General features: G+C 39.5%; 20 protein-coding genes and 1 pseudogene. 19 read left to right on the top strand and 2 right to left on the bottom strand.

The features are described 5' to 3' along the window. Window positions 1-15 precede the first annotated feature (15 nt). The 17 genes and pseudogenes from rplI (at window position 16) to htpG (ending at window position 19,368) form a co-directional block, all read left to right on the top strand. The gene (gene rplI, locus PF027_RS04670; RefSeq protein WP_270868000.1) at window positions 16-459 is read left to right on the top strand and encodes a 50S ribosomal protein L9; all 444 of its coding nucleotides are present in this window, start codon (window positions 16-18) and stop codon (window positions 457-459) included. Next, window positions 459-1,004 carry an ATP-dependent protease subunit HslV gene (gene hslV / locus PF027_RS04665; RefSeq protein ID WP_270871777.1) on the top strand — a complete coding sequence of 182 codons (546 nt, stop codon included), beginning with the start codon at window positions 459-461 and terminating at the stop codon, window positions 1,002-1,004. Before rplI ends, hslV begins: the two co-directional genes overlap by 1 nt. Further along, entirely contained in the window at window positions 1,005-2,321 is a 1,317-nt protein-coding gene (gene hslU / locus PF027_RS04660) for an HslU--HslV peptidase ATPase subunit (protein ID WP_270871778.1), read from the top strand. Window positions 2,322-2,339: 18 nt separating this feature from the next. After that, entirely contained in the window at window positions 2,340-3,209 is an 870-nt protein-coding gene (era, locus tag PF027_RS04655; protein WP_270858761.1) for a GTPase Era, read from the top strand. Window positions 3,210-3,272: 63 nt separating this feature from the next. Beyond that, window positions 3,273-4,793: a hypothetical protein gene (locus tag PF027_RS04650; protein ID WP_270867997.1), complete on the top strand. Its 1,521-nt coding sequence runs from the start codon at window positions 3,273-3,275 to the stop codon at window positions 4,791-4,793. Then, window positions 4,793-5,449: a type 4a pilus biogenesis protein PilO gene (gene pilO / locus PF027_RS04645; protein ID WP_270864460.1), complete on the top strand. Its 657-nt coding sequence runs from the start codon at window positions 4,793-4,795 to the stop codon at window positions 5,447-5,449. Before PF027_RS04650 ends, pilO begins: the two co-directional genes overlap by 1 nt. Beyond that, window positions 5,446-5,883: a hypothetical protein gene (locus tag PF027_RS04640; protein ID WP_270862440.1), complete on the top strand. Its 438-nt coding sequence runs from the start codon at window positions 5,446-5,448 to the stop codon at window positions 5,881-5,883. Before pilO ends, PF027_RS04640 begins: the two co-directional genes overlap by 4 nt. Continuing rightward, complete coding sequence (gene mshL / locus PF027_RS04635; protein WP_270867995.1) at window positions 5,861-7,441, top strand: pilus (MSHA type) biogenesis protein MshL; 1,581 nt, start codon at window positions 5,861-5,863, stop codon at window positions 7,439-7,441. Before PF027_RS04640 ends, mshL begins: the two co-directional genes overlap by 23 nt. Continuing rightward, window positions 7,441-8,271, top strand: a complete 831-nt coding sequence (locus tag PF027_RS04630) for an ATP-binding protein (RefSeq protein WP_270867994.1) — start codon at window positions 7,441-7,443, stop codon at window positions 8,269-8,271. The genes mshL and PF027_RS04630 overlap by 1 nt, the downstream gene beginning before the upstream one ends. Then, window positions 8,264-9,286 (top strand): tetratricopeptide repeat protein, encoded by a 1,023-nt coding sequence (locus tag PF027_RS04625; RefSeq protein WP_270871779.1) that lies wholly within the window; start codon window positions 8,264-8,266, stop codon window positions 9,284-9,286. Before PF027_RS04630 ends, PF027_RS04625 begins: the two co-directional genes overlap by 8 nt. Beyond that, entirely contained in the window at window positions 9,283-9,822 is a 540-nt protein-coding gene (locus tag PF027_RS04620) for a hypothetical protein (RefSeq protein ID WP_270869420.1), read from the top strand. The genes PF027_RS04625 and PF027_RS04620 overlap by 4 nt, the downstream gene beginning before the upstream one ends. Before the next feature lie 5 nt (window positions 9,823-9,827). Further along, window positions 9,828-11,576: a GspE/PulE family protein gene (locus PF027_RS04615; protein WP_270864455.1), complete on the top strand. Its 1,749-nt coding sequence runs from the start codon at window positions 9,828-9,830 to the stop codon at window positions 11,574-11,576. Next, window positions 11,573-12,813, top strand: a pseudogene (locus tag PF027_RS04610) (type II secretion system F family protein). The gene PF027_RS04615 and the pseudogene PF027_RS04610 overlap by 4 nt, the downstream one beginning before the upstream one ends. Before the next feature lie 160 nt (window positions 12,814-12,973). Further along, window positions 12,974-15,127: an FtsK/SpoIIIE family DNA translocase gene (locus PF027_RS04605; RefSeq protein WP_270872046.1), complete on the top strand. Its 2,154-nt coding sequence runs from the start codon at window positions 12,974-12,976 to the stop codon at window positions 15,125-15,127. Between the two features lie 54 nt (window positions 15,128-15,181). Continuing rightward, window positions 15,182-16,348 (top strand): FtsW/RodA/SpoVE family cell cycle protein, encoded by a 1,167-nt coding sequence (locus tag PF027_RS04600; RefSeq protein WP_270871780.1) that lies wholly within the window; start codon window positions 15,182-15,184, stop codon window positions 16,346-16,348. Window positions 16,349-16,350: 2 nt separating this feature from the next. Further along, complete coding sequence (gene murG, locus PF027_RS04595) at window positions 16,351-17,433, top strand: undecaprenyldiphospho-muramoylpentapeptide beta-N-acetylglucosaminyltransferase (RefSeq protein ID WP_270871781.1); 1,083 nt, start codon at window positions 16,351-16,353, stop codon at window positions 17,431-17,433. A gap of 90 nt (window positions 17,434-17,523) precedes the next feature. Beyond that, window positions 17,524-19,368, top strand: coding sequence for a molecular chaperone HtpG (gene htpG, locus PF027_RS04590; protein ID WP_270871782.1), 1,845 nt, complete (start codon window positions 17,524-17,526; stop codon window positions 19,366-19,368). A 402-nt stretch (window positions 19,369-19,770) separates the two neighbouring features. On the opposite strand, the gene PF027_RS04585 is transcribed toward htpG, so the two are convergent. Together PF027_RS04585 and PF027_RS04580 are read right to left on the bottom strand one after the other, a co-directional pair. Continuing rightward, window positions 19,771-20,559 carry a hypothetical protein gene (locus tag PF027_RS04585; protein WP_270871783.1) on the bottom strand — a complete coding sequence of 263 codons (789 nt, stop codon included), beginning with the start codon at window positions 20,557-20,559 and terminating at the stop codon, window positions 19,771-19,773. Window positions 20,560-20,756: 197 nt separating this feature from the next. Continuing rightward, on the bottom strand, window positions 20,757-21,713 hold the full coding sequence (locus PF027_RS04580; RefSeq protein ID WP_270864965.1) for an SLAC1 anion channel family protein: 957 nt from the start codon (window positions 21,711-21,713) through the stop codon (window positions 20,757-20,759). Window positions 21,714-21,895: 182 nt separating this feature from the next. Here PF027_RS04580 and PF027_RS04575 point away from each other — a divergent pair, with 182 nt between their 5' ends. Both PF027_RS04575 and PF027_RS04570 read left to right on the top strand, forming a co-directional pair. Further along, entirely contained in the window at window positions 21,896-23,305 is a 1,410-nt protein-coding gene (locus tag PF027_RS04575) for an alanine/glycine:cation symporter family protein (RefSeq protein ID WP_270862452.1), read from the top strand. Between the two features lie 63 nt (window positions 23,306-23,368). Then, window positions 23,369-23,794, top strand: coding sequence for a hypothetical protein (locus PF027_RS04570; RefSeq protein WP_270871784.1), 426 nt, complete (start codon window positions 23,369-23,371; stop codon window positions 23,792-23,794). The last annotated feature ends 1 nt before the right edge of the window (window position 23,795 follow it).

Genomic DNA, 23,795 nt, shown 5'->3' with positions numbered 1-23,795 from the left:
TTAAAAGGAAATTTAATGAAAGTTTTACTTATAAAAGATGTCAAAGGGCTAGGAAAAGCCGGTGAAATCAAAGAAGTAAAAGACGGATATGGAAATAATTTTTTGATAGGAAAGGGCTTTGCACTAGCTGCGACTAACGAGGTTTTGCGCAAATACGAGGCTGGCAAACGCAAAGAAGCCGAGCTAGAAAAAGAGGAAATCGACAAAACTACCGAGCTTAAAGAGGCGTTAAAAAATGTCCGATTAAAAATCGCAAAACAAGCAGGTGCAAATGGCGCACTTTTTGGCTCAGTTACAAAAGAAGAGATCGCAACTGCGCTAAAAGAGCAAAAGAATTTCGATATAGATAAAAAAGTCTTGGAAGTCGAAAATATAAAAAGTGTCGGAATTTACGATGTTTCGGCGAAATTTAAACACGGCATTGTGGCGAAATTTGAAATAGATGTGGTAGCAGAGTAATGTTTGAAGCAACTACGATTTTAGCTTACAAAGGCAAAAATGGCTCGGTTATCGGCGGAGACGGACAAGTTACATTTGGTAATACTGTCCTCAAAGGCAATGCGACTAAAATTCGCAAAATAGGCAAAGACGGAAGCGTGCTAGCTGGATTTGCAGGAAGCACGGCCGATGCATTTAATCTCTTTGATATGTTTGAAAAATGCCTTGATAACGCAAAGGGCGAACTTTTGAAAGCTGTGGTGGAATTTAGCAAAGAGTGGCGCAAGGATAAATATCTGCGCAAACTCGAAGCCATGATGCTTGTAGTGGATAGAAAAAATATATTTTTGCTAAGTGGTACGGGCGATGTCGTCGAGCCAGACGACGGTCGCCTAGCGGCCATTGGAAGTGGCGGAAACTACGCGCTAAGCGCAGCTAGGGCATTGGATAGGTTTGGAATTTTAAGCGAAGAGGATTTGGTAAAAGAGAGCCTAAAAATAGCTGGTGAAATTTGCATTTACACAAACGAAAACATTAAAACTTACGCAATCTGGGACGATAAATAGATGATGACACCTAAGGAAATTGTTAAAAATTTAGATGATTATGTAATCGGACAAAAGGACGCTAAACGCACGATAGCAGTCGCACTTCGCAATCGCTATCGCCGTATGAGGCTAAGCGATGATATGAGGGGCGAGGTTACCCCGAAAAATATCCTTATGATAGGCTCTACCGGCGTAGGAAAAACAGAAATCGCGCGAAGATTATCAAAAATGTTTGGTTTGCCATTTATCAAAGTGGAGGCTAGCAAATACACAGAAGTGGGCTTTGTGGGGCGAGATGTGGAGTCTATGGTGCGAGATTTGGCAGCTGCGGCTGTAAATTTAGTCAGAAATGAAGAATTTGAAAAAAACAAAGACAAAATCGACGAGTATATCGAGCAAAAAATTTTAGAAAAGCTTATGCCGCCATTGCCTCGCGGGGCTAGCGAAGAGAAAAATGCAGAGTATGCCAAAAGCTACGAAAAAATGCGTGAAAAGCTACTTAGCGGGAGTTTGGACGAGAAATTAATCGAAATCGAAATCAGCGAAAACACGCTAGAATCAAACTCAAATTTACCGCCAGAAATGGCAAATATGCAAGAGAATTTCATTAAAGTCATCGGCATAGCGACGAAAAAAACAAAAAAAGAGCTCAAAATCAAAGACGCCAAAGTCGCCCTTAAAAACGAAGCTAGCGAGAAAATTTTGGATATGGAAAGCGTTAAGGCAGAGGCGATGAGACGGGCTAGGGAAGAGGGCATTATCTTTATCGATGAGATTGATAAAGTAGCTGTTAGCTCCAACGGCTCGCGCCAAGATCCGAGCAAAGAGGGCGTTCAGCGTGATTTACTTCCGATTGTGGAGGGTTCGAGCGTGAGCACGAAATTTGGCAATTTAGACACTGACCACATTTTATTTATCGCTGCCGGGGCGTTTCACATAAGCAAACCAAGCGATTTGATCCCAGAGCTTCAAGGCAGATTTCCGCTTCGCGTGGAGCTTGAAAGCTTAGATGAAAACGCGCTTTACGAAATTTTAACCAAGCCAAAAAATTCGCTTCTTAAACAATACTGCGCGCTTTTAGCAACCGAGGGCGTGGAGTTAGAATTTAGCGAAAGTGGTATAAAAGCACTTGCTAAATACGCCGCTCAGGCAAACGCTCAGGTCGAAGACATCGGCGCTAGACGACTTCATACCATAATGGAGAAGGTGTTAGAAGACATCAGCTTCGAAGCCGATGAGCATAGCGGTGAAAAGATTGTGATTGATGAAAATTTAGTCAGCGAAAAGCTAGGCGTAATCGTTAATAACGACGATTTGGCAAAATATATTCTTTAAATTTTGCGGGTAATTTCGATGAAAAGCGGATTTGTTACACTTATCGGACGCACGAACGCTGGGAAAAGCTCGTTTTTAAACTATCTTTTGGGTGAGCAAATTTCGCTTGTCTCGCACAAAATCAACGCCACACGCCGTAAAATCAATGGCATAGTTATGCATGGAGATGATCAAATCATCTTTGTTGATACCCCAGGACTTCACGAGAGCGAGAAGCTGATGAATAAGCTTATGGTCGAAGTGGCGCTCAAAGCCATTGGGGACGGCGATTTGACGCTGTTTTTAGCGCCTGTGCATGATAGCGTGGAAAACTACGCGAAATTTGTCGAGCTAAATCCCACTGCCAAACATATCGTGATTTTGACTAAAATAGATGAAGTAAATGACGAAAAAATCGTTAAAAAACTGCTTGAATATCAAAAATTTCAAGATAAATTTGAAGCCATAATTCCAGTTAGTATCAAAAAAAATATTTACAAACGCCAAATTTTGGACGAAATTTGCAAATTTCTGCCCGAGCATGAGTATTTTTACGATCCTGAAATTTTAAGCACTACAAACGAAAAAGATATTTATCGCGAATTTATCCTGCAATCTATTTTTGAAAATACCAATAGCGAGGTGCCGTATTCGAGCGATGTTTTAATCGAAAAAGTGATAGAAAAGCCAAATTTAATCTCAATTTATGCCCAGATTATTACCGACACAAACTCTCATAAAGAAATTTTAATTGGCAAAAATGGTGAAACAATTAAGAGAATAGGAATTAGAGGAAAAAAAATAATTTCTGCCTTTAAAAACATTAAAATTTACTTAAAGTTAATAGTTTTGGTAAAAAAAGGGTGGAAAAATGATGAAAATGGCGTAAAAAGGCACTTTATCTATTGACATTTCATTTTATTTTTATTATTATTCGTAGATATTTAATTTCATTTAAAGAAGTGGAGTGTTATGGCAAGAAATAGTAAAAATGCTACTTCGGTTGTTGCAATCAACAAAGTCACGCAAACCATATTCGGTCTAAGTGAAAATGAAGTTTTTGAACACGATTTTTCTAAATCAAATCGTGCGAAAGAGACTTACATTTCTTATGTACCTTATAAGGATGTAATGACAACAACAGTCGAAATAAGCAAGACTGTCGCGGATGACGATTTGTTAGACACTATCGTCGTTAAGGTTTATGAGGAGCTAGGTCTTGACACTGCTCTGGATTATAAAATTACATATAGCGAAGTTATCGGTGCTAACAGCGATGATAGAGTATTTAATGTATTCGTCGTCGATAACACAAAATTAACTGCTGAATTTGATGCTATCGCAGCTCGCACAAACTACATCGATTATGTCGCTATGGCACCGTTTCTTTACGAAAATCTCTATGCTCGTGGAATTTTGACAAGAGACGGAATTGATTGTTTTGTTTATCTGCAAAGAGATGACGCGTTTTTGGTCGTCTATCAAAACGGTGAATATTTTCAATCAAGACAGCTTAGATACAATCTCAAATTCTTGCACGACAAATTTTCTGAATTGGTCGGAAACAGAATGGAAGAGGCTGAATTCTTTAAATTACTTGCAACACAAGGTATAAATTTAGAAAATCCAGCTGAGAGAGATTATATGATTCAAATTTTCGATGATATGTTCTACTATATCAACGATGTTTTGAACGGTATATCTAAGGTCTATAACATAAATATTCAAAGTATTTATATCGGCACAGATATCGGCAAAATCCCTGCTATCGAGGTTTTTGTAGAAAATAATCTAAAAATTGACTACAAAGATTTCAATTTTAGCGTAGCGATTAATGCGAAAGATTATCCGCTTACTCAACTAGATACTTTGATGTTTTTAGCCGGACAACAATACTTGGCTGAGCCAGATGATGATCACAACTACTCACCATTTATGCGCCCGCCACCATTAAATCAAAGATATAGCGGTAAATTGATTGGCTATGTTTTGGGTGGTTTGTTGCTTGGTGCTGCTTACCCTGCGTATCAATTTGGCTATGGTTATTACAACAATATGATAGCTGATGAGAAAACAGTAGAGTATGAGGGGCTAGAATCAGAGCTTGTGCCTGCAAGAGCGCAAGTCAAAGAAGCCAGAGATAAAACTGCCAAAGTTAAAGAGGAATTTGGCGTAAGAAATAAAGAATTAGGCGATCGTAGTAGTTTGATTAACGAAATTTTTAGTAAGAAAAATGAGTATGCTATGAAAGGTATGTCTGTATTTGACCTTACTAATATGATTGTTAAAAACAGAGGAAAATTGGTAAGAATAGGCAACGATGATAGAAATATTACCGTAGAAGTTCATACTAAAAATGACAAGCAAATGACAGAGTTGCTAGAAGATATAAGCCAAAAAGCAAAATATGGCGTATATACTGAAACAATCGTCTTGCAAGGCAAAGATGACAGTGTCGTTTATGATAGTAATATAAGTGTGGAGGTGCGCTAATGAGAAAAAAAGGTTCATTAGATCAAATTGATGAATGGTTTGCAGCCAAAGGAAATAGCGCCAACACATATTTATATATGGGCTTGGCTTTGGCAGCGGTTATTGCTTACTTTGCGTTGAGCACATACTCTGTGCCATATTTAGAAGAGAGTGAAAGCAATTTAGCTAGCGCGACTGATAAATTGGAAAAATCACAAAGAGAGTATGATACTGACTTTAACGGTAATCCTACTGGCAAAGTTGCACAAGAAAGAGCTGTTTTAAAACGCGAAGAGACAAATTTGGAAAATGCTGTTAATAAAATCAACTATTTAGATGTAAAATTGACAGAGATTTCAAAGCTAACATACAATGAGAAAAACTGGGCTACCTTTATGGATAGTTTAACAACATTGGCCGAGAATAATAATATCAAAATTCATAGCATTACTAGCTCTAAAAAAGAGCCGAGTGCTAAAAATGTATTCAAACCAGAAGCATTGTTGAATATCGATGTTAAATTCGAAGGTGCTTTTCAAAATGTTGTTAGATATGTAAATTTAATCGAACAATCAGAAATGATTGTAGATGTTAATAAGATGGATATCAATGGCACCGAGGAAGGTAAAATTGGTGGCACGGTTGGTATGTCTATCTGGGGAGTGAATTACAAATGAAAAAGATAATTTTATGTTCGTTTGTTTTGTCTAGTGTGCTTTTTGGAGCAGATGAGCCTAAGGGTCTATCTGATGAAGTAAGAGCATTTCAAGATAGATATAATGGTATGTTTTCTAACCTAAACAAGCCAAGGGTCGGTCTTAGTGATTCTCAAATCGCATCTTTGCCAGATCCGTTTTATCCGAGAGAGGCTAATACTGGTCCTGCTGAGCCTGTGGTGAAAAAAACAGAAGGTTTAGGTTATCAGTTGCTTGGTATCATGGGCAATAAAGTTAAATTAAATGACAAATGGTATGGACTAGGTGATTATATCGGTTCATATAAAATTGTCCAAATAACTGGCAATAGCGTTATTGTCGCTAATAACGAAGATAATAAAATCGAATTAAAACTAAAACAAGGAAATCAAAATGTCACTATTACATACAAGTAAGAAACTTAGCTTAGCTGCTATGCTTGCATTATCGCTTGGTGTCACAGGTTTATCTGCTGCTTCAAACTGCGATAGAAAGGCTTTGAATATTAAGGTTAATGATGTTGTAACGCTAAATGAAATGCTAACACAATTATCTGATATGTGTAGATTTTCTGTCGTTGCAAAAGATGCTATGGCACAAGAAGAGCTTGCAAAAGAGCTTCAAGGTGTTAGCATTAAAGATATGTCATTAAGAGAGGTTTTTGATTTATTGATTAAAGAAAACAACCTTAGCTATGATTACTCAAACAATGTTCTTAAAATTTCTGCATTAGAGACAAAGACATTTAAGGTAGATTATATCACTTCTGTAAGAGAGGGAGTGGCTACTACGAAAGCTTCTGTTGATTCAGCTCCTATCGAGGTAGGTGATGATATTGATGATGCTAAATTAGATGATAATAAAATTACATCTACTGAGAAATTTGATTTTTGGGAAAAAATTAGCGATGATATCACTAGTATTTTAAATAACGGCACAGAAAAATATGTAGCCGTAGCTCCTATTATCAATCAAAATGCTGGTTTGATTACTGTAACTGCTACAAAATCTCAAATTGCTCGTGTTGATAGCTATTTGAAAAGTATGCAAAAACGCCTTGGCAGACAGGTATTGCTTGATGTAAATATTATTTCTGTCGAGTTGCACAATGAATACACAACAGGTATCGATTGGAGTAAATTCCAACTTGGTTTCAATACTTACATAGACAATGCTGGAACAGCTAGTTTGTTTAATTTCGGAAATTCAGTTGGCAGAACTATTACAAATGGCACTGGTGGTAATGCTGCGTTAAATGTCGGAACTACTACTGGCGGTACTACTAATCAATGGTCTGGCAAAACAAGCACTAGCAACGGTGCTTGGGCTATCGGCGCGAACTTGAATTTCAGCATTGATGGTATGATTAACTTCTTGGAGACTAAGGGTAAAACAAAGGTCGTATCTAGCCCTAAGGTAACTACTATGAATAACCAACCAGCGATTATTTCTGTTGGTGATACTATCAACTATTTATTGCTAGAAAGTGCTACTTCTCTAACTGCGGCAAGTGATGGTAGCTCTGTCACATCTGATCAAACACAATACTCTATTTTTATCGGTATTTTGTTAAATATCTTGCCAGAAATTTCAGATGATAATAGAATTATGCTTAGAATCAATCCGTCTTTGAGTAGCTTTAAATACGCAGAAGATGATGTGAAAACTACCACACCTAGAAATATCGCTCCCGATACACTTCAAAAGAAACTTTCAAGTGTAGTTTGGGTTGATGATGGCGATACTGTAATCCTTGGTGGTTTGATTGGTCAAACAAAATCTAAAAATAATACAAGAGTTCCGATTTTGGCTGAAATTCCTCTTGTAGGAAATTTATTCAAAAGCACAGCTGATGTTTTAAGCACAACTGAGCTTATTTTCGTCGTAACTCCGCATATTATCGACAATACAGGTGCTCCTTTGGCTACATCGCTAAAAGAGCTTGGTTACTCAAAATCAATTTATGAAAAATAATGAGTAACACTTATACCTCTATTAAAGAGATATTTATCGAAGATAACGAAGTCTCAGACTTCGTTAATCTCGATAAATCAACTCTTGCATACCATAAAATTTTAAATGCCCTACAAAAACCGCTTAAACTGATTTTGTTTTATGGCAAACCGGGTTGCGGAAAGACCTTTTTACTAAATAAAATCAAGGTCGATTTGGAAAAAAAGGTTAAAGTAGTTTTTATGCCACAACCTTTTTTTGATGAAAAAGAGTTTTTTTTAGAGCTATATTCTCAAATTTTCCACTCTAACCCAGTTGCACCAATCGATAACTACGAAAATTTTATGAGAGTTTATCGCGAAAGACTTGGGATTACAGGTGGAGGTGCAGCCGTGGAGCAGGTGGTAATCTTGCTCGATGAAGCTCAGCTTTATCCTGGAAATTTGATTGAAAAAATTAGATTAATGGCGGATTCTAGGTTATTTAAATTTTTATTTACAGTGCATAAAACAGACGAAGAAGATCGCCTTGCCAAAGATTATTTTAAAACCAGAATTTGGGAGAGTATCGAGCTTCCAAACTCAAATTTAGGCGAGGTAAAGCTGTATATAGAAAAAAAATTAGTTTTTCATGGTTTTCAGCAATATTATTTTATGTTTAGCGATGACAATTTTGATTTAATCCTAAATTTAACCGACGGAAATATGAGAAACATAAACAAATTAATGTATAAAATGTATGAGCTGTTTGAGTATTACGAGGCAAATAAGCCAACAGAGATTAGTTTTGCTCAAATCAATAATAAAATAATAGAAATGGCAGCCATTGGCACGGGGATAATCGATGCTTGAATTTTACGAAGTTAATGAATTAGAAAAAAAATGGGAAGAATACAACAAAAACAAAAAGCAATTTTCCTTTTTGAAATCTAAGCCAAATTTTGTATTTAAATTTGACAAGACGATTTTAGGGCTTTTGGCTTTGATTTCTATCGCGATTGGCGCGATTTTTTGGTTGCTTAAAGACGATGATAAAGTCAGCATGGCTAGCATAAACGAAAATATCCAAAACGAACCTACCATAAGCGATGTCGTGCCAAACCCTGCGCCGCAGGTCCAGCCTACCATAAATACTGCCCCGCAAACTGAGGTTACCACGCAAAATAGCGAAATTTCACGAGCGGATTATAATATCAGCGCCCCAGCAAACGATAGCAACCGAGCGCAAAATGTAGAACGCCCAAGCCTAAATATCAACGATGTGGGCGTGCTATCTAGCGAGGATTCTGGTGGTTTTAAGATCACAAACACATACGAAAATTCTGCCAATAACCAAAATTTTGCTAATCAAAATTTTGCAAACGGGGGATTTAATCAGGGTTTCAACCAGGCTAATAATGTGCCAAATTTTAACCCAAATGCTCAAAATTTCAACCAACCGATGAAAAACGAGATTATTGATTTTGGTAAGGCTCCATTACCACCAAAACAAAATGTCGCTTCTAACGCGCCAGCCCCTGTAAATAGGGCTCCGATTAGTTCTCGCCTTGAAATTCGCACTTCAAATTTAAGCTCTGAGCGACAGAGTTTGGAGAGTAAATTTTATGCGACAAATAAAATCGAGTATTCACTTTCCTTGGCTGAGGAAGCTTATAATAAAAAAGATTATGACAATGCGATAAAATGGGCTTTAACATCAAATGAGATTGATAAAAACAATATTAATAGTTGGATAATTTTTGCCAAAGCTAATTATAAAAAAGGTCGCAAAGATGACGCTATTTACGCGCTAGAAACATTTAATTCTAAGGCTAAAAATGGCGAAATTGCGAATCTAATAAATCAAATCAAAAGCGGTGCGCTATGAGAGTATTTTTATTTTTAACGCTATTTTTTGGCTCTGTTTTCGCTGTCAATGTCGATGATGTGCGAAACTGGGATCAAATCGGTCAATATAATAGAATTTGCCAAGAAAGCGTTAGAAATCTCTTTATCGAGGAGCAAAACGAGGCGCTAGCAAACACTTATGCGAAAGCTTGCCTAAAAATGGATAGGGTAAATGAGCTAGTCGTGCCAATGGTAATGCTGTATAAAACGAAGGAAACTAGGGAAAATGCCTCTTTGTATTCGACCATAGTTTTCCAAAAGAAAATGCTTTATTTAGCGCTTTGCGACGGCGTGGATATTTCGTATATCAGAACGCCGAAGATTAATTATATTTTGTCTGAAATTTTTGATAAATTTGTAGAGAAAACATACACCAAAAAAGGCGATGCGTATGTTTTTACCCTAGATGACGGCGAAAAAGCCGAGCTTTTTATCAAAGAAGAAGAGGGAGTAAAAAAAATGGTGGTGGCAATCTATGCCGGTGAAAAACTTAGCTCGATTAAAATTTATTGGTGATTGATATGACAAAGATAGAAGAGCAGATTGTTTCAATTCTAATAAAAAATAATGTCCTAACCCAAGCTATCGTCCCTGAAATTCAGGAGAAAATGGATATTGGTTTGACCCTTGGCGAAGTTTTGGTCGGCGACAACTATTTAAGTCAAGAAAATTTTTGCTTGATTTTAGCTGAGCTTTACAAACGCAGACAGATCGATTACGAAGATGTCCGTGAGAAATTTTCAATCGATCAAAAAGAATTTTTGCAAGTTTTGGCTAAAAAGCAAAATTTAACCTATATGAATTTAGACGATGTTGATATCGATTTTAAACTATCTGAGCGCGCTCCGATGGCGCAACTTAAAAAATTTGGCGTAATTCCTGTAAGGGCGGACGATTTAAATATCTATGTTGCGTTTTCTGATCCGTTTAATATGGAAGCACAGGATAGAATTCAAGCGATTTTTAACAAACACCTTCTAAAAATCGTTGTAGCCGATCCAAATCAAGTAAATAAATATATGGCTAAGCTTGAACTTTCCGAGAGTATCAAAGATTTGGTCGCTACTATTAGAAAAGAGCTGGCTAGCACGGGCGGTAGTGGCACAGGCGATGATACATCTGCGATTTTGCAGCTTATCGAGATGATTGTAAAACAATCAATCATTATGCGCGGTAGCGATATTCACATCGAGCCTACTGAGAATAACTGCGTCGTGCGCACCAGAATTGACGGTATGTTGCAAGAAATTTTTATCTTTGATAAAGATATTTATCCGCCACTTGTGAGCCGTTTGAAATTGCTTTCGAATATGGACATCGCAGAGCGTAGAAAACCACAAGACGGTCGTTTTTCTATGACGATTTCTGGGCGCGAATACGATTTTCGTATCTCTACACTGCCTATTATCAATGGCGAATCTACCGTTATGCGTATTTTGGATAAATCTAAGGTTATCATTAGCCTTGAAAAGCTTGGTATGCACCCTGAAAGCTTTAAAAAATTTAGCAATGCAATGCACGCACCGTATGGCATTATCCTAGTTACTGGACCAACTGGTAGTGGTAAATCAACCACACTATATGCGGCACTAAACGATGTCAAAAGTGTCGATACAAAAATCATTACCGTTGAAGACCCTGTTGAGTATCAGGTAAATTTAATACAACAAGTCCATGTTAATGAAAAAGCAGGCCTTACATTTGCGTCGGCTTTGCGCTCGATTTTGCGTCAAGACCCTGATATTATAATGATTGGTGAGATTCGTGACCAAGAAACGCTTAGAATCGCGATTCAAGCGGCTCTTACTGGACACTTGGTCTTTTCTACACTACACACAAATGACGCTGTTAGTGCGATACCAAGAATTGTAGATATGGGAATTGAGAGTTACTTAATCAGTGGTGCGCTTATTGCGGTCGAGGCTCAACGCCTTGTGCGTAAGCTATGCCCGCACTGCAAACAACCGACAAATGTGCCAAAATCTATGCTCGATCAGTTAAAAGAATTTTTACCTGAGCAGTATAAATTTTTCAAAGCAGTTGGTTGTGATCAATGTGGTCAGACAGGCTATATGGGTCGTGAGATGATAAGTGAAATTTTGCCTATTACAGATCGTATGCAAAGCCTGATTGCAAATGGTGGCTCGAAAGACGATATGAGAGCTTTGGCGAAAGAGGAGGGCTTTATCGATATGTTTGAAGACGGCATTATTCGTGCGGCTCGTGGAGTAACAAGTATAGAAGAAATTTATAGGGTGGCTAAACAATGAAAGATTTAAATGTAAATATGAACGCTGGTGGAAAACGCCAGCAAATGCGACTAAAAGTCAATAACAAGGTCAATGCGAACAACCTAATGAAACAACGCTCAGGCGGTTCGATTTCTAGACGCGCTCAAACGCAAAATTTGGGTAATATCACAGGCGATTTTAAAACCCAAGTAAGTCGTTTAATGGGCGGTAGTGGCAAGGTAAAAACTCTGCCATTAGTTGCTGCTATTAGACAGCTTTCTGTTATGACAAATGCCGGTATTTCTATTCACGACTCTATTAAAGAGGTCGCAAGAGCGACAGAGGATAAGACACTAAAAGGCATTTTTAGCGCGATGAACGACGACCTTAATGCAGGTCTTAGCCTGACTGAATCAGCGGAGAAATTCCGCCCACAACTAGGCGATGTCGTCGTAGCAATGGTAAGCCTTGGCGAGGCCACAGGTAATATGGCTGAATCACTTGCCAAGCTAGCTTCTATGCTTACTGAACTTTACGAAAACCAAAGAAAATTTAAAAAGGCTAGCGCTATCCGATGACTTTGATGATTGTTATGGCGATAGCATTTACGATTTTGATGATGTATGTTGTGCCTAAATTCCGCGAAATTTTCGAAGAGCTCGGAGCAGATTTGCCACTTCCTACAAGAATTTTGCTAGGAATTGAAAGTGCGCTTAGCAATTATGGTGGCTATATTTTGCTTGGTATCATCGTTACAATCGTGGGTCTTAAATGGCTCTATAAAAACAACGATCAGTTTAAAATCGGCTGGGATAGGGGAATTTTAAAGGTTTATTTGTTTGGCAAGATTATTTTTTACTCTACAATGTCACGCTTTATGCTTATTTTTACCGAGCTAGTTCGCGCTGGTATTCCTATTGCAGACGCCCTTGATACGGCTGTTTTGATGGTCGATAACCACACACTAAAAGAAAAACTTTCAAGCGTTAAAATCGCTGTTCAACAAGGTGTTAGCCTAACGGAGGCTTTTGAGAATACTGGACTTTACGAGAGTATGCTTATCCAGATGATTAGCGCTGGTGAGCAGGCTGGTAACCTTGATAAAATGCTTGGAAATGTTGCTGATTATTACAAAGAGAAATTTGACGATATTATCGATAATATTTCTAGCTATGTTGAGCCGATTATGCTATTTTTCATGGCTGGTATGGTATTGCTACTCGCTCTTGGTATCTTTATGCCAATGTGGGATTTGGGAAAAGCTGTCAAAAGCTAAAACAAAATCCGCGTCCAAATCGGGCGCGGATTTATCACAACTTCGTAAAATTCTAGTTTTCAAATAAAATTTTAACCTTAAATTTGCTAAAATTGCGCTTTTTATTTTCAAAGGATTTATCATAATAAAAGAAGTATATTTTATAATTGTCTCGGCTATAATTTTGTTTTTTGGATTTGCTACGATTGCGCCTGACTCGGCTCTTGTCGGCAGTGCTGGCAATGCGATTCGCTCGGTAAATTTGGGGCTTTTTGGTTATTTTTCATATATTTATCCGTTATTTTTACTAGGGCTTGTATATATCGCGTATCGCTATTTTAGGGGATTTGATTTTAGATTTTTTGAATTTTGCATAGGCGTGATTTTGCTATTTTTCACCGTGCTTTTTGTGCAATCAAGCATTATCGGCGATAGTGGCGGAATCATCGGTAGCGTGGTCATAAATCAGCTAAGGCAGTTTGTGGGAAGCGTGGGGATTTGGATTTTTAATCTAACGCTTTTTGTCCTTTCGCTGGTGCTGATTTTCGAGGATAAGCTTACAAATATTATCAAAAATTCTTTTATCAAAGAGCAAACTAGCGAGGCAAAAAGTGAAATTTCGCGCGAACAAACCCGCCAAAGAGCCACAAGGGCGCAAACCGAGCTAAAACCAAAACCGCTTAAAAAAGACAGAGCCGAATTTAGCGAAAAGCAAGAGAGCAAAATCGAAAAATTTCTAACCGAGCAAAGCGATGATTTGGAGGGTGAAAATTTAGATTTAAATTTAGAAAAAGAGCCAAATTTGCAAAATGAAATTTCAGAGCCAAATTCTAAAAAGTCAAATTCCAAAAAACCATCTTCGCTAAAAAAAGTCGAGCATTTAAGCGAGGTTGCCGAAAACAAAAAACTTCTTGATGAGCTAGAAAAGGGCAAAATAGACAAACCGCAAAATTTCGCCCTTCCGCCACTTGATTTTTTGGAAAATCCGCCCAAAAAACAAAATATGGTCGATGATAGCGAAATAGATCAAAAAATCTTTGATTTGCTCGATAAACTTCGCAAATTTAAAATCGACGGCGATGTCATTTGCACATACTCAGGCCCCGTGGTTACGACATTTGAGTTTCGCCCAGCAGCGCACATTAAGGTTAGTAAAATCCTAACCCTCCAAGATGATTTGGCTATGGCATTGCGCGCGGAGACGATCCGTATCCAAGCCCCGATTCCTGGCAAAGATGTCGTAGGTATCGAAATTCCAAATAAAAAGGCCCAGACAATCTATTTGCGCGAAATTTTTGAAAGTGAGGTTTTTAAAACAGCTTCTAGTCCGCTTACAATGGCGCTTGGTAAGGATATCGTGGGTCAGCCTTTTGTCACGGATCTAAAAAAACTCCCACACTTACTCATCGCAGGTGGGACAGGAAGTGGTAAAAGTGTCGGTGTAAATGCCCTTATTTTAAGCCTTTTGTATAGAAATTCGCCAAAAACACTGCGCCTAATAATGGTCGATCCAAAAATGGTTGAATTTAGACTTTATGAGGATATCCCACACCTACTAACGCCGATTATTACCGAGCCCAAAAAAGCTATAACCGCCCTTGGAAATGTCGTGGCTGAAATGGAGCATAGATATCACATAATGGCTGATAATAGGGTCAAAAATATCGAAAGTTATAATGCCAAAATTTCAAAAGAAAATGGCGAAATTTTGCCTTATATTGTGGTTGTGATAGATGAATTTGCCGACCTTATTATGACGGGTGGAAAAGAGGTCGAAACCAACATAGTGCTTTTAGCTCAAAAGGCAAGAGCATGCGGAATCCACCTAATCATAGCAACTCAACGCCCAAGCAAAGAGATTGTAACAGGCCAAATCAAAACAAATATGCCAAGTCGTATTAGCTTTAAGGTTCGCTCATATACAGATAGTCGCATAATCCTAGATCAAATGGGATCTGAAAGCCTGATAGGGAAAGGCGATATGCTCTTTATGCCGCCAAGTGGAAGCACTACGATTCGCTTGCATGCGCCATTTAGCACAGAAGATGAGATAAATGCCATAGCTGAGTATTTGCGTTCGCAAGAAAGCGTGGTTTATGATGAGAGATTTTTGGCCGAAAATGATAGTCAAAAAGAGGGCACAGGTATGATGGATCCGCAAAATATGGAGCTTGACGAGCTGTTTGAAGAGGCGAAAAACATCGTTCTAACCGAGGGTAAAACATCTGGTAGCTATCTGCAACGCCGTCTTAAAATCGGCTACAACCGCGCCGCTAGAATCATCGAGCAGTTAGAGCAAATGGGAATTTTAAGCGAAGTTAATACCAAAGGGTGAAGAGATATCATCAAATAAATTTGGCTAAATTTTGAAATTTAAATGGAGTAAAATTTGAGAACAGATCAGTGGCTGTTTTATTTCACGGTTGCATTAATCACCATAGGCATTGTATTTTCGCTATCCTTGACCTCATATACCACGCTTGCAAGCGATACTGAGCCACTATATTTTTTCAAAAAACAATGGATATTTGGTATGTTTAGCATTTTCCTTATGTGGGGGCTTTCGCAGTTTAACCCAGATAAGGTTTTAACGCCGTTTTGTATGGTTTTGTGGGTGGTCTCTGGGCTAGTGATGATCTCAATGGGCTTCATGCCTAAATCAATCGTATCAGAGGTAAATGGAGCGGCTAGGTGGATAAAAATCGCAGGCATTAGTATCGCTCCGGTGGAATTTTTCAAAGTCGGCTTTATATATTTTTTGGCGTGGAGTTTCTCGCGCAAGATGAACCACACTAAAAAAACGGTTTGGCAAGAGATTAAAATTTGGGTTCCGTATGTCTTTCTTTTCGCGATTTTTGGCATAGTTATCGCCATAGGACAAAAGGACCTTGGTCAAGTGGCTGTTTTGGCTGCGACGATGATATGTATGTCGTTTTTCGCTGGAACTAGCATGAGGTTAGTTGGCATAGTGGTGGGAATAATCGGCATTTTGGGTTATACCTTTGTCGTTACTAGTCCGCACAGAATTGTGAGAATTCGCTCATGGTGGGCTGGCGTGCAAGACACTATCACTCCGTTTCTCTCCCCGGAAACAGCCGCTAAGGTTCGCGTAGATGATGCGAATATGCCTTACCAAGTCGGCCACTCGCTAAATGCCATAAACAACGGCGAGCTTTTGGGTGCTGGGCTAGGGCAGGGAAGCTTCAAGCTGGGCTATCTTAGCGAGGTGCATACTGACTTCGTGCTAGCTGGCATTGCCGAGGAAATCGGATTTTTTGGAATTCTTGGCGTTGTTTTGCTCTTTTCTGCGATGCTTGCTAGGGTCTTTCGCATAGCCTCAAAATCCGTAAATAGCGTATATTTTCTCTTTGGGCTTGGCATTGCTTTTATGCTATTTTTCTCATTTTGTCTAAATTCTTACGGAATTACTGGGTTAATCCCTATGAAGGGTATCGCTGTGCCGTTTCTAAGCTATGGCGGAAGCCATGTCATAGCTGCTTCAATGGCGGTTGGATTTATACTTATGATTAGCAAACGCGCAAATTTAAGGAGCTGAAAATGATAGCAATCAGTGGCGGTGGCACAGGCGGGCATTTAAGTATCGCAAAAAGTTTAGGCACTGAGCTTAAAAATCGCGGAATAGGGGTGATTTTTATCGGTTCGACCAACGGCCAAGACAGAGCGTGGTTCGAAAATAGCGAAATTTTCGAGCGGGCGTATTTTTTAGAAAGCTCTGGCGTGGTAAATAAAAAAGGATTTAGTAAAATTTCATCGCTGATGAATATTTTAAAACTATCTTTGAAATGTCGTAAAATTTTCAAAGAAAACGGCGTAAAGGCCGTAATCAGCGTGGGCGGATACAGCTCGGCTCCGGCTTCGTTTGCTTCTTTATTTTTTTTCAAGCCACTTTTTATCCACGAGCAAAACGCCATTTTAGGGCGGTTAAACGACCTTTTAGAGCCGTTTTGCAAGAAAATTTACAGCCCATATTCTAGGGAAAAATTCGAGCTTCCCACAGCTTGTGGTTGCGTGACGAAATTTACTCAGGATAATACCCAGTGCATAAGCGATAAATTCGACTATCCAGTAAGTGACATTTTTTTTGAAAAATCTAGAATTCGAAGCGAAGTAAAAACGATAATTTTCTTAGGAGGTTCGCAAGGGGCGAGTTTTATCAATACTCTTGCTTCAAATTTAGCGCCAAGGCTCGTTAAAATGGGCTATGAGATTATTCATCAATGTGGCGAAAAAGAGTTTGAAAAATACAGCGAATTTTACAAAAACGCGAATTTAAATGTCGAGCTTGTGGGATTTAGCAAAAATTTGGTCGATTTGATCTCAAAGGCCGATTTGTGCGTAGGCAGAAGTGGGGCTAGCACTCTGTGGGAGCTCGTGGCAAACGGACTTCCTGCGATTTTCGTGCCGTTTCCGCACGCAGCAGGAGATCATCAATTCTACAATGCAAAATTTTTGCAAGATCTAAATTTATGCAAAATCGTGCGCCAAAATGAGGCTAGCGAGGATAAAATTTTGGATTTAATCCAAAATTTCGACGCTCCAAGTGCAAGTAGGGGGCTAGTAAATTTCAGCTCCAAAAACGGCGCAAAATCCATAATCGACGATATTCTAAGCCAAATTTAAAAACAAAATTTGGCTTAATATTGACAAAACTTAGCACTCGGTGCTATAATGTGCTAATTTTTAAACAAAATTCAATCCAAAGGACATTTTATGGCAAAGAAAAAATTCAAAACAGAGGTCAATGATTTATTAAATTTAATGATTCACTCGCTGTATTCAAACAAGGAAATTTTCCTTCGTGAGCTCGTATCTAACGCCTCAGACGCGCTTGATAAGCTAAATTATCTATGCCTTACCGATGAGGCTTACAAGGCTTTAAGCTACACGCCACGCATTGAAATTTCGCTCGATAGCGAGAATAAAATTTTAAAAATTTCAGACAATGGTATCGGTATGAACGAGGGCGAGTTAGAGACTAATCTAGGCACGATTGCGAGATCTGGCACAAAGGGATTTATGGCGAATTTGAGCGGAGATGCCGCCAAAGATAGCAACCTAATCGGGCAGTTTGGCGTGGGGTTTTATTCGGCGTTTATGGTCGCAGATAGTATCGATGTCATCTCGCGCAAAGCCCTTGAAGACGAGGCTTTCAAATGGTCATCGAACGCCGAAAACTACACAATCGAGCCTTGCGAAAAAGATAGCTTTGGCACTGATATAATCTTGCATTTAAAAGACGATGAATTTGCGAATTTGGCGCGATTAGAGGGCATTATCAAAAAATACTCCAATCATATCCCATACCCGATTTTTGGGCAAAAAGAGGAGTATATCCCTGGCGAGGACGGTGCGCAGGGTCATAGCGAGACCAAGGTCGTGCAGCTAAACTCGGCTAGTGCGCTTTGGCAACTGCCAAAATCATCGCTAAAACAGAGCGATTATGACGACTTTTATAAACAAATCAGCCACGATAGCGCAGATCCGCTATTTCATATCCATACCAAAGCAGAGGGCGTGCATGAATACACGACGCTGTTTTATGTGCCATCAAACGAGCCTTTTGATTTATACCGCGTGGATTATCAAAGTGGCGTCAAACTCTATGTCAAGCGCGTATTTATCACAGATGACGCCAAAGAGCTTTTGCCTGTGTATTTGCGCTTCGTGCGTGGCGTGATAGATGTGGAAGATCTGCCACTAAATGTAAGCCGTGAAATTCTGCAAGAAAACCGCATTTTGGCCCATGTCAAGGAACAAAGTGTAAAGAAAATTTTAGGCGAATTAGCCAAAATGCTAAAAAACGACCGCGAAAAATATGAGAAATTTTACGCGCTTTTTGGCAAAGTGCTAAAAGAGGGCTTGTATGGATTCGGCCCTGATAAGGCTGAGATTAGCCACCTAGCGCTGTTTAAGTCAAATTTACGCGAGGGGCTAATCAGCCTAGATGAATATAAGGCGCGTATGAGCGAGCAAAACGCGGAGCAAAAAGAGATTTATTTCATCACTGGCAAAGACGCGAAAATGCTGAAAAACTCGCCACTTTTGGAGGATTTTAACGCTAGGGGTGTGGAGGTTTTGCTCTGCGATGATGAGATTGATGCTGTGGTTATGCCGGGACTTTTCGAGTTTGATGGCACGGCAATCAAGAGCGTAACTAGTGTAAAAAGCGCCGAGCAAAACGAAGAGCAAAGCGCGTGGGCGCTGGAAGTGGCGGCGAAATTTAAAGAGTGTTTGCAAGAACGCGTAAAAGATGTGAAAATCTCCACTCGTCTGACAAACTCGCTTTCTTGCCTTGTCTTTGACGAGAGCGATCCAGACTACGCCACACAGCAAATTTTGCGCCAAATGGGGCAGACGAATTTGCCTGAGTTTAAGCCGATTTTGGAAATCAACGCAAAGCATGAGATCATCAAAAAGTTAGAAAATAATAAAACTATGATTGCTAGCGTGGCGCGTTTGGCTTTTGATTTGGCTAAGCTAGGCGAGACCCAAAGCGTCGATGATCCGGGCGCTTTTATCGCCAATATCAACGAACTAGTCGCAAAAGCTCTGTAAAATTTGATTTGTGATTGAGCGTGGCGCGTGGCTTGGAATTTAGCCGCGCTTTTTCGCTTGGAATTTTGATTGTGTTTTAATCCGTCGCGTTTTAGCTGGGAATTTAGCCGCGCTTTAAGCGTGGCTTTTGGCTGGGGGGAATACTGCGCGCGAGGCGGTAAAAATCTCGCCTATTCTGTCTTTGCGAGAATTTGTCGTTAGGCAAATTTGTGGCAATCTATGAGTTAAAATTTGAGGTCAGTATTTTTGCAAATTTAGCGTAATGAATTTCAAGTTCGTAGATTGCTTCGTCGCTTCGCTTCTCGCAATGACAAACAAAGGTAATTTTACTAACGCAAAATTCTCGCAATGACAGCATCGCGCGCACTGCAATGCGCCACCGCGAGAATTTCACGCCAAATTTTACGCCCTTATCGTAGGCTCTCGGCCTTGCGAGAGTTTCGTTGCGATAAAGTAGTTAAGCTGAGAATACGAAATATTCCCTAGCTCGGGCTTTAATTCTTTTAGTTTGGCACGGATATCCGTGAGCTGGTCGCCGCTAGCTAGCATTTTGCGAATTTCATCTTTGTATGGGCTTAGCAACTCTTCGCTTGTCGGACCTGCGAATTTCGCCTTTATTTCGGCTAAGTATTTTTCGCCAAATTCGCTTTTGATAAAGTTGCTAATCTGCGAATATGTAAGCTCGCTAAGCTCAGGATATGCTTCTGCCAAATCGCCGCCGATCGAGTAGTAGCTATCGCCGTTTTCGAGTTTGGCTTGGATTTCGTCCTTGTATTTGGCGAGCCTGTCCCTAGTCGATGGCGCGGAAAATTGATTTAGCCTTGTCTCTGATATGAAATGGCTGACCTGAGAGTAGGCCACCTCTACGCCTTGCTCTTGCAAAATTTTTGTGATTTGAAGCGGGGTTTTTTCTTTTTTGAGTAGCTCTATGATTTCCATAGTGTGGCTGGCTAAAACCTGCTGTTTAGGGGTATAGACCTCATCTATTTCTGCTCTTGCTAGGCCCAAGAGCGAAGCTATTGTTTGCACGCTATTATGGAGAGCTTCCCATTTTTCGCTATCCAAAAGGCTATAATTTTTAGCAATTCCTAAGAGTTTTAGAGCTTTTCTGTAACTTTCTCTGCCTTTGATATTTTCTAAAAATTCAGCGTCTTTGACCATTTGCTCGACTTTTATAACATCTACTGCCATAGGTTGCTCCTTGTGAAAATTTGGCGTTATAATATAATATTAATTCTTAAAAGTCAATAAAAATAGCGAATTTGTAAGTGGATTTTAAGAAAATTTGTAAGTTTATAAATTTACTTTTACTAAATTTTAAGGTTGATAATGTGCATTTTGCAAAATAGTTTTATAGATAATAAATCTGGCGAAATTTGCGCTAAATTTCACTCCTGCACGCAGATTTCGCCGTTGATTAGCCCTTTTATAGTGTGGTATCCCACGACTGCTATCAAAACACACAAAAGCGCGAACATACCAAGCCCAAGGCGCGCAAACCACACTTCTGCGCTTAAAAAATACGCCTTCATAAAGGCAATGCACCCAGCCGCTGTCGGGAAAGTGAAAGCCCACCATGATAGGAAAAATTTAAGCCCGAAAAAGCTTTTTGCCATGAAAAATATCAAAAGTGTGAAAAATAGCACCAAATTTATCAAAATTTTAGCGAGCATATCAAACTCGCCACCGATGTTGATATAGCCCAGAAACGCCACAGACGGGGGCGCAATCATTATAAAAAGCGTTGGGACGAATTTTTGTGCGAGTTGGTCGTGAAAAATAATGCGGTAAAAAACAATGCTAAAAAGCACAATCCAAAAGAAAATCCCAATGCTAAAAAAATACCACAGATATTCGCCCTTTTCGGTCGCGGCGATTACTACGATGAGATTGCCCACGATCGGGATAAACCACGCTGGATTTGAGTGGGTGATGAGCATGTTTTTTTGTATCCAAAACGAAATGATATAAAGCGTCAAAAACGCATGAAATATCATCGCCACGCCGTAAAATGCGCTATGAAGTGCGCTAATATCGTTAAACGCGATGGCTAGTAAAAGCAGGCTAATCGAAAATGTGGCAAAAAAACTTAGCTTGATTGGGTGGGTAAATTCTGCCTGCACAGCGCGCGGAAATTTGATGATTTTTGCCGTGTAAAACGCCGAAATTAGCGCAAACACACCAAGGGCGAAAAATCGCAAAATTTCAAATATAAAATGTGGCGCACCATACGCCTCGCTAATGGCGCGATAAGCGATACTAAGCCCGCCAAGCCCCATTGTTACGGCAAAAAACATAATCGGGAAATTTGAGAGTTTGGAGATATTTTCGTTTTTTAGATTCATTTTAGCCTCGATGAATTTTAAAAATTTTAAAAAATGGCGCGAATTTTAGCAAAATTTGACGCCATAAATTCTTACAATTATAAATTAAAACTGAAATTTATAAAATTTTAAGTTTTATTAAGCGCGAAAAAAGTAAAATAATCGATTTTTAACAAATTCGAGGCAGATTAAGGCGGACAAAAATGGAAAATTTTATCAAAATCGTAACCGACATAAACTCATTTATCTGGGGGCCATACTTTCTCATAGCCCTTCTTTGCGGAACTGGCGTGTATTTTACAATCAGATTAAAATTCGTTCAAATTTTGAAATTCAAGCTTGCCGGAAATAGACTTTTGGGCGATTTTTCGCTCCATGGTAAAAAGGCGGGCAAACACGGTATGAGCTCGTTTCAGGCGATTTCGACTGCGATTGCGGCGCAGGTGGGCACGGGCAATCTAGTCGGAGCTTCGACTGCGCTTATTATGGGCGGACCTGGGGCGATTTTTTGGATGTGGTTGGCTGCGTTTTTTGGTATGGCGACAAATTTCGCCGAAATCTGTCTAGCTCAAATTTATCGCTCAAAGGATAAAAGTGGCCATATCATAGGCGGACCTGCGTTTTATATTTCGCGCGGTATTGGCGGGAAATTTGGCAAAATTTTGGCTGTGGTTTTTGCCATAGCGATAATCTTAGCGCTTGGTTGTATGGGAAATATGGTGCAAGCAAACGCCATTTCAGACGGATTTAGCAAGGCTTTTAATATCGACAAGGTCTATATTGGCGAAATTTTGGCTGTGGTTTGCGCGATAATCTTTATCGGCGGTGTCAGGGCAATCGCGCGCGTAGCCGAAAAGGTCGTCCCGCTTATGGCGATTTTATACATTTTGGTGGGATTTAGCATAATCTGCGCTAATATCTCAGAGCTTCCTGGCGCTATTTCGCTGATTTTCAAAGCTGCCTTTGATCCAAGCGCTGCATGGGGCGGTGCGACGGGGGCTAGTATCGCTATGGCTATGAGATATGGCGTGGCCAGGGGACTATTTAGCAACGAAGCTGGTATGGGCTCTACCCCTCACGCTCACGCCGCTGCTAATGTCGCTCACCCAGTCGATCAAGCAATGCTAGGCATTATGAGCGTTTTTATAGATACATTTATCGTGCTAAATATCACGGTTTTTGTGATACTGACCTCGGGCGTGGTGGAGTTTGGGGCTGATGGCAAGGCTGTATTTAGCGGGATTGCGCTCGTGCAAGAGGCGTTTTCGTCGAATTTTTTGGGCAGGGAGCTTGGATATAGCTTCGTGGCGATTTGTCTTTTGTTTTTCGCATTTACTACGATTATGGGCTGGTATTATTTCGCTGAGATAAATATCCGCTATCTGCTTGGACCAAAAGGGGTGAAATTTTTACAGCTTTTGGTTATCGGCTTTGTTTTTATGGGCTCACTGCTTAAAATCGACCTTGTTTGGGAGCTAGCCGATCTTTTTAATGGACTTATGGTGATTCCAAACCTGATTGCGATTTTGCTTTTAAGTGGCATTGTAGTGCGCTTACTGCGGGATTTTGACGCGGGCAAGGCATACAACGCCAGTGATTACATTAAAGGCTAAATTTCAGCGTTAAATAATTAAATTTAGGTAAAATCGTAAGTTATTTTACGATTAGGAATTTTTATGTTTTTACATACTTTTCACCAAAAAAGTATTAAGGAAAAATTAGATTATTTAGCGGATTTGGGGCAAATCGACAAGGCTACATACGATAAAATTTTAAAATTTTACGCCCTCGATAGCGAGGGGCAAATTTCAGCCCTAATCAAAATGCAAAGCGCAACCAATAAAGTTTTATGGAGCGTTAAAAAAATAGATTCTTACAGGATCGAACCAGACGGGGCAATGCGCTATAATGGCGAATTCGTCGATGTCAGGCGCGCGGTTTTAAGTAGCGCGGATATGAGGGCAAAAGATTTTTACGAAAACTCACAAAACAAAGTCGCAACCCACGAGCAAAGTAGCAATAAATTTTGGAAAAAATTTGTTATTTGGTCGGTGGTGTGGGCTTTGGTTTTAATTTTTCTTATATATTTAATCTCAAATTAAA

This window comes from Campylobacter sp. VBCF_01 NA2, assembly GCF_027797205.1.
Lineage (GTDB): Bacteria > Campylobacterota > Campylobacteria > Campylobacterales > Campylobacteraceae > Campylobacter_B.
The sequence above is the reverse complement of the archived record's forward strand: the minus strand, read 5'-3'. Positions and strand labels throughout refer to the sequence as shown.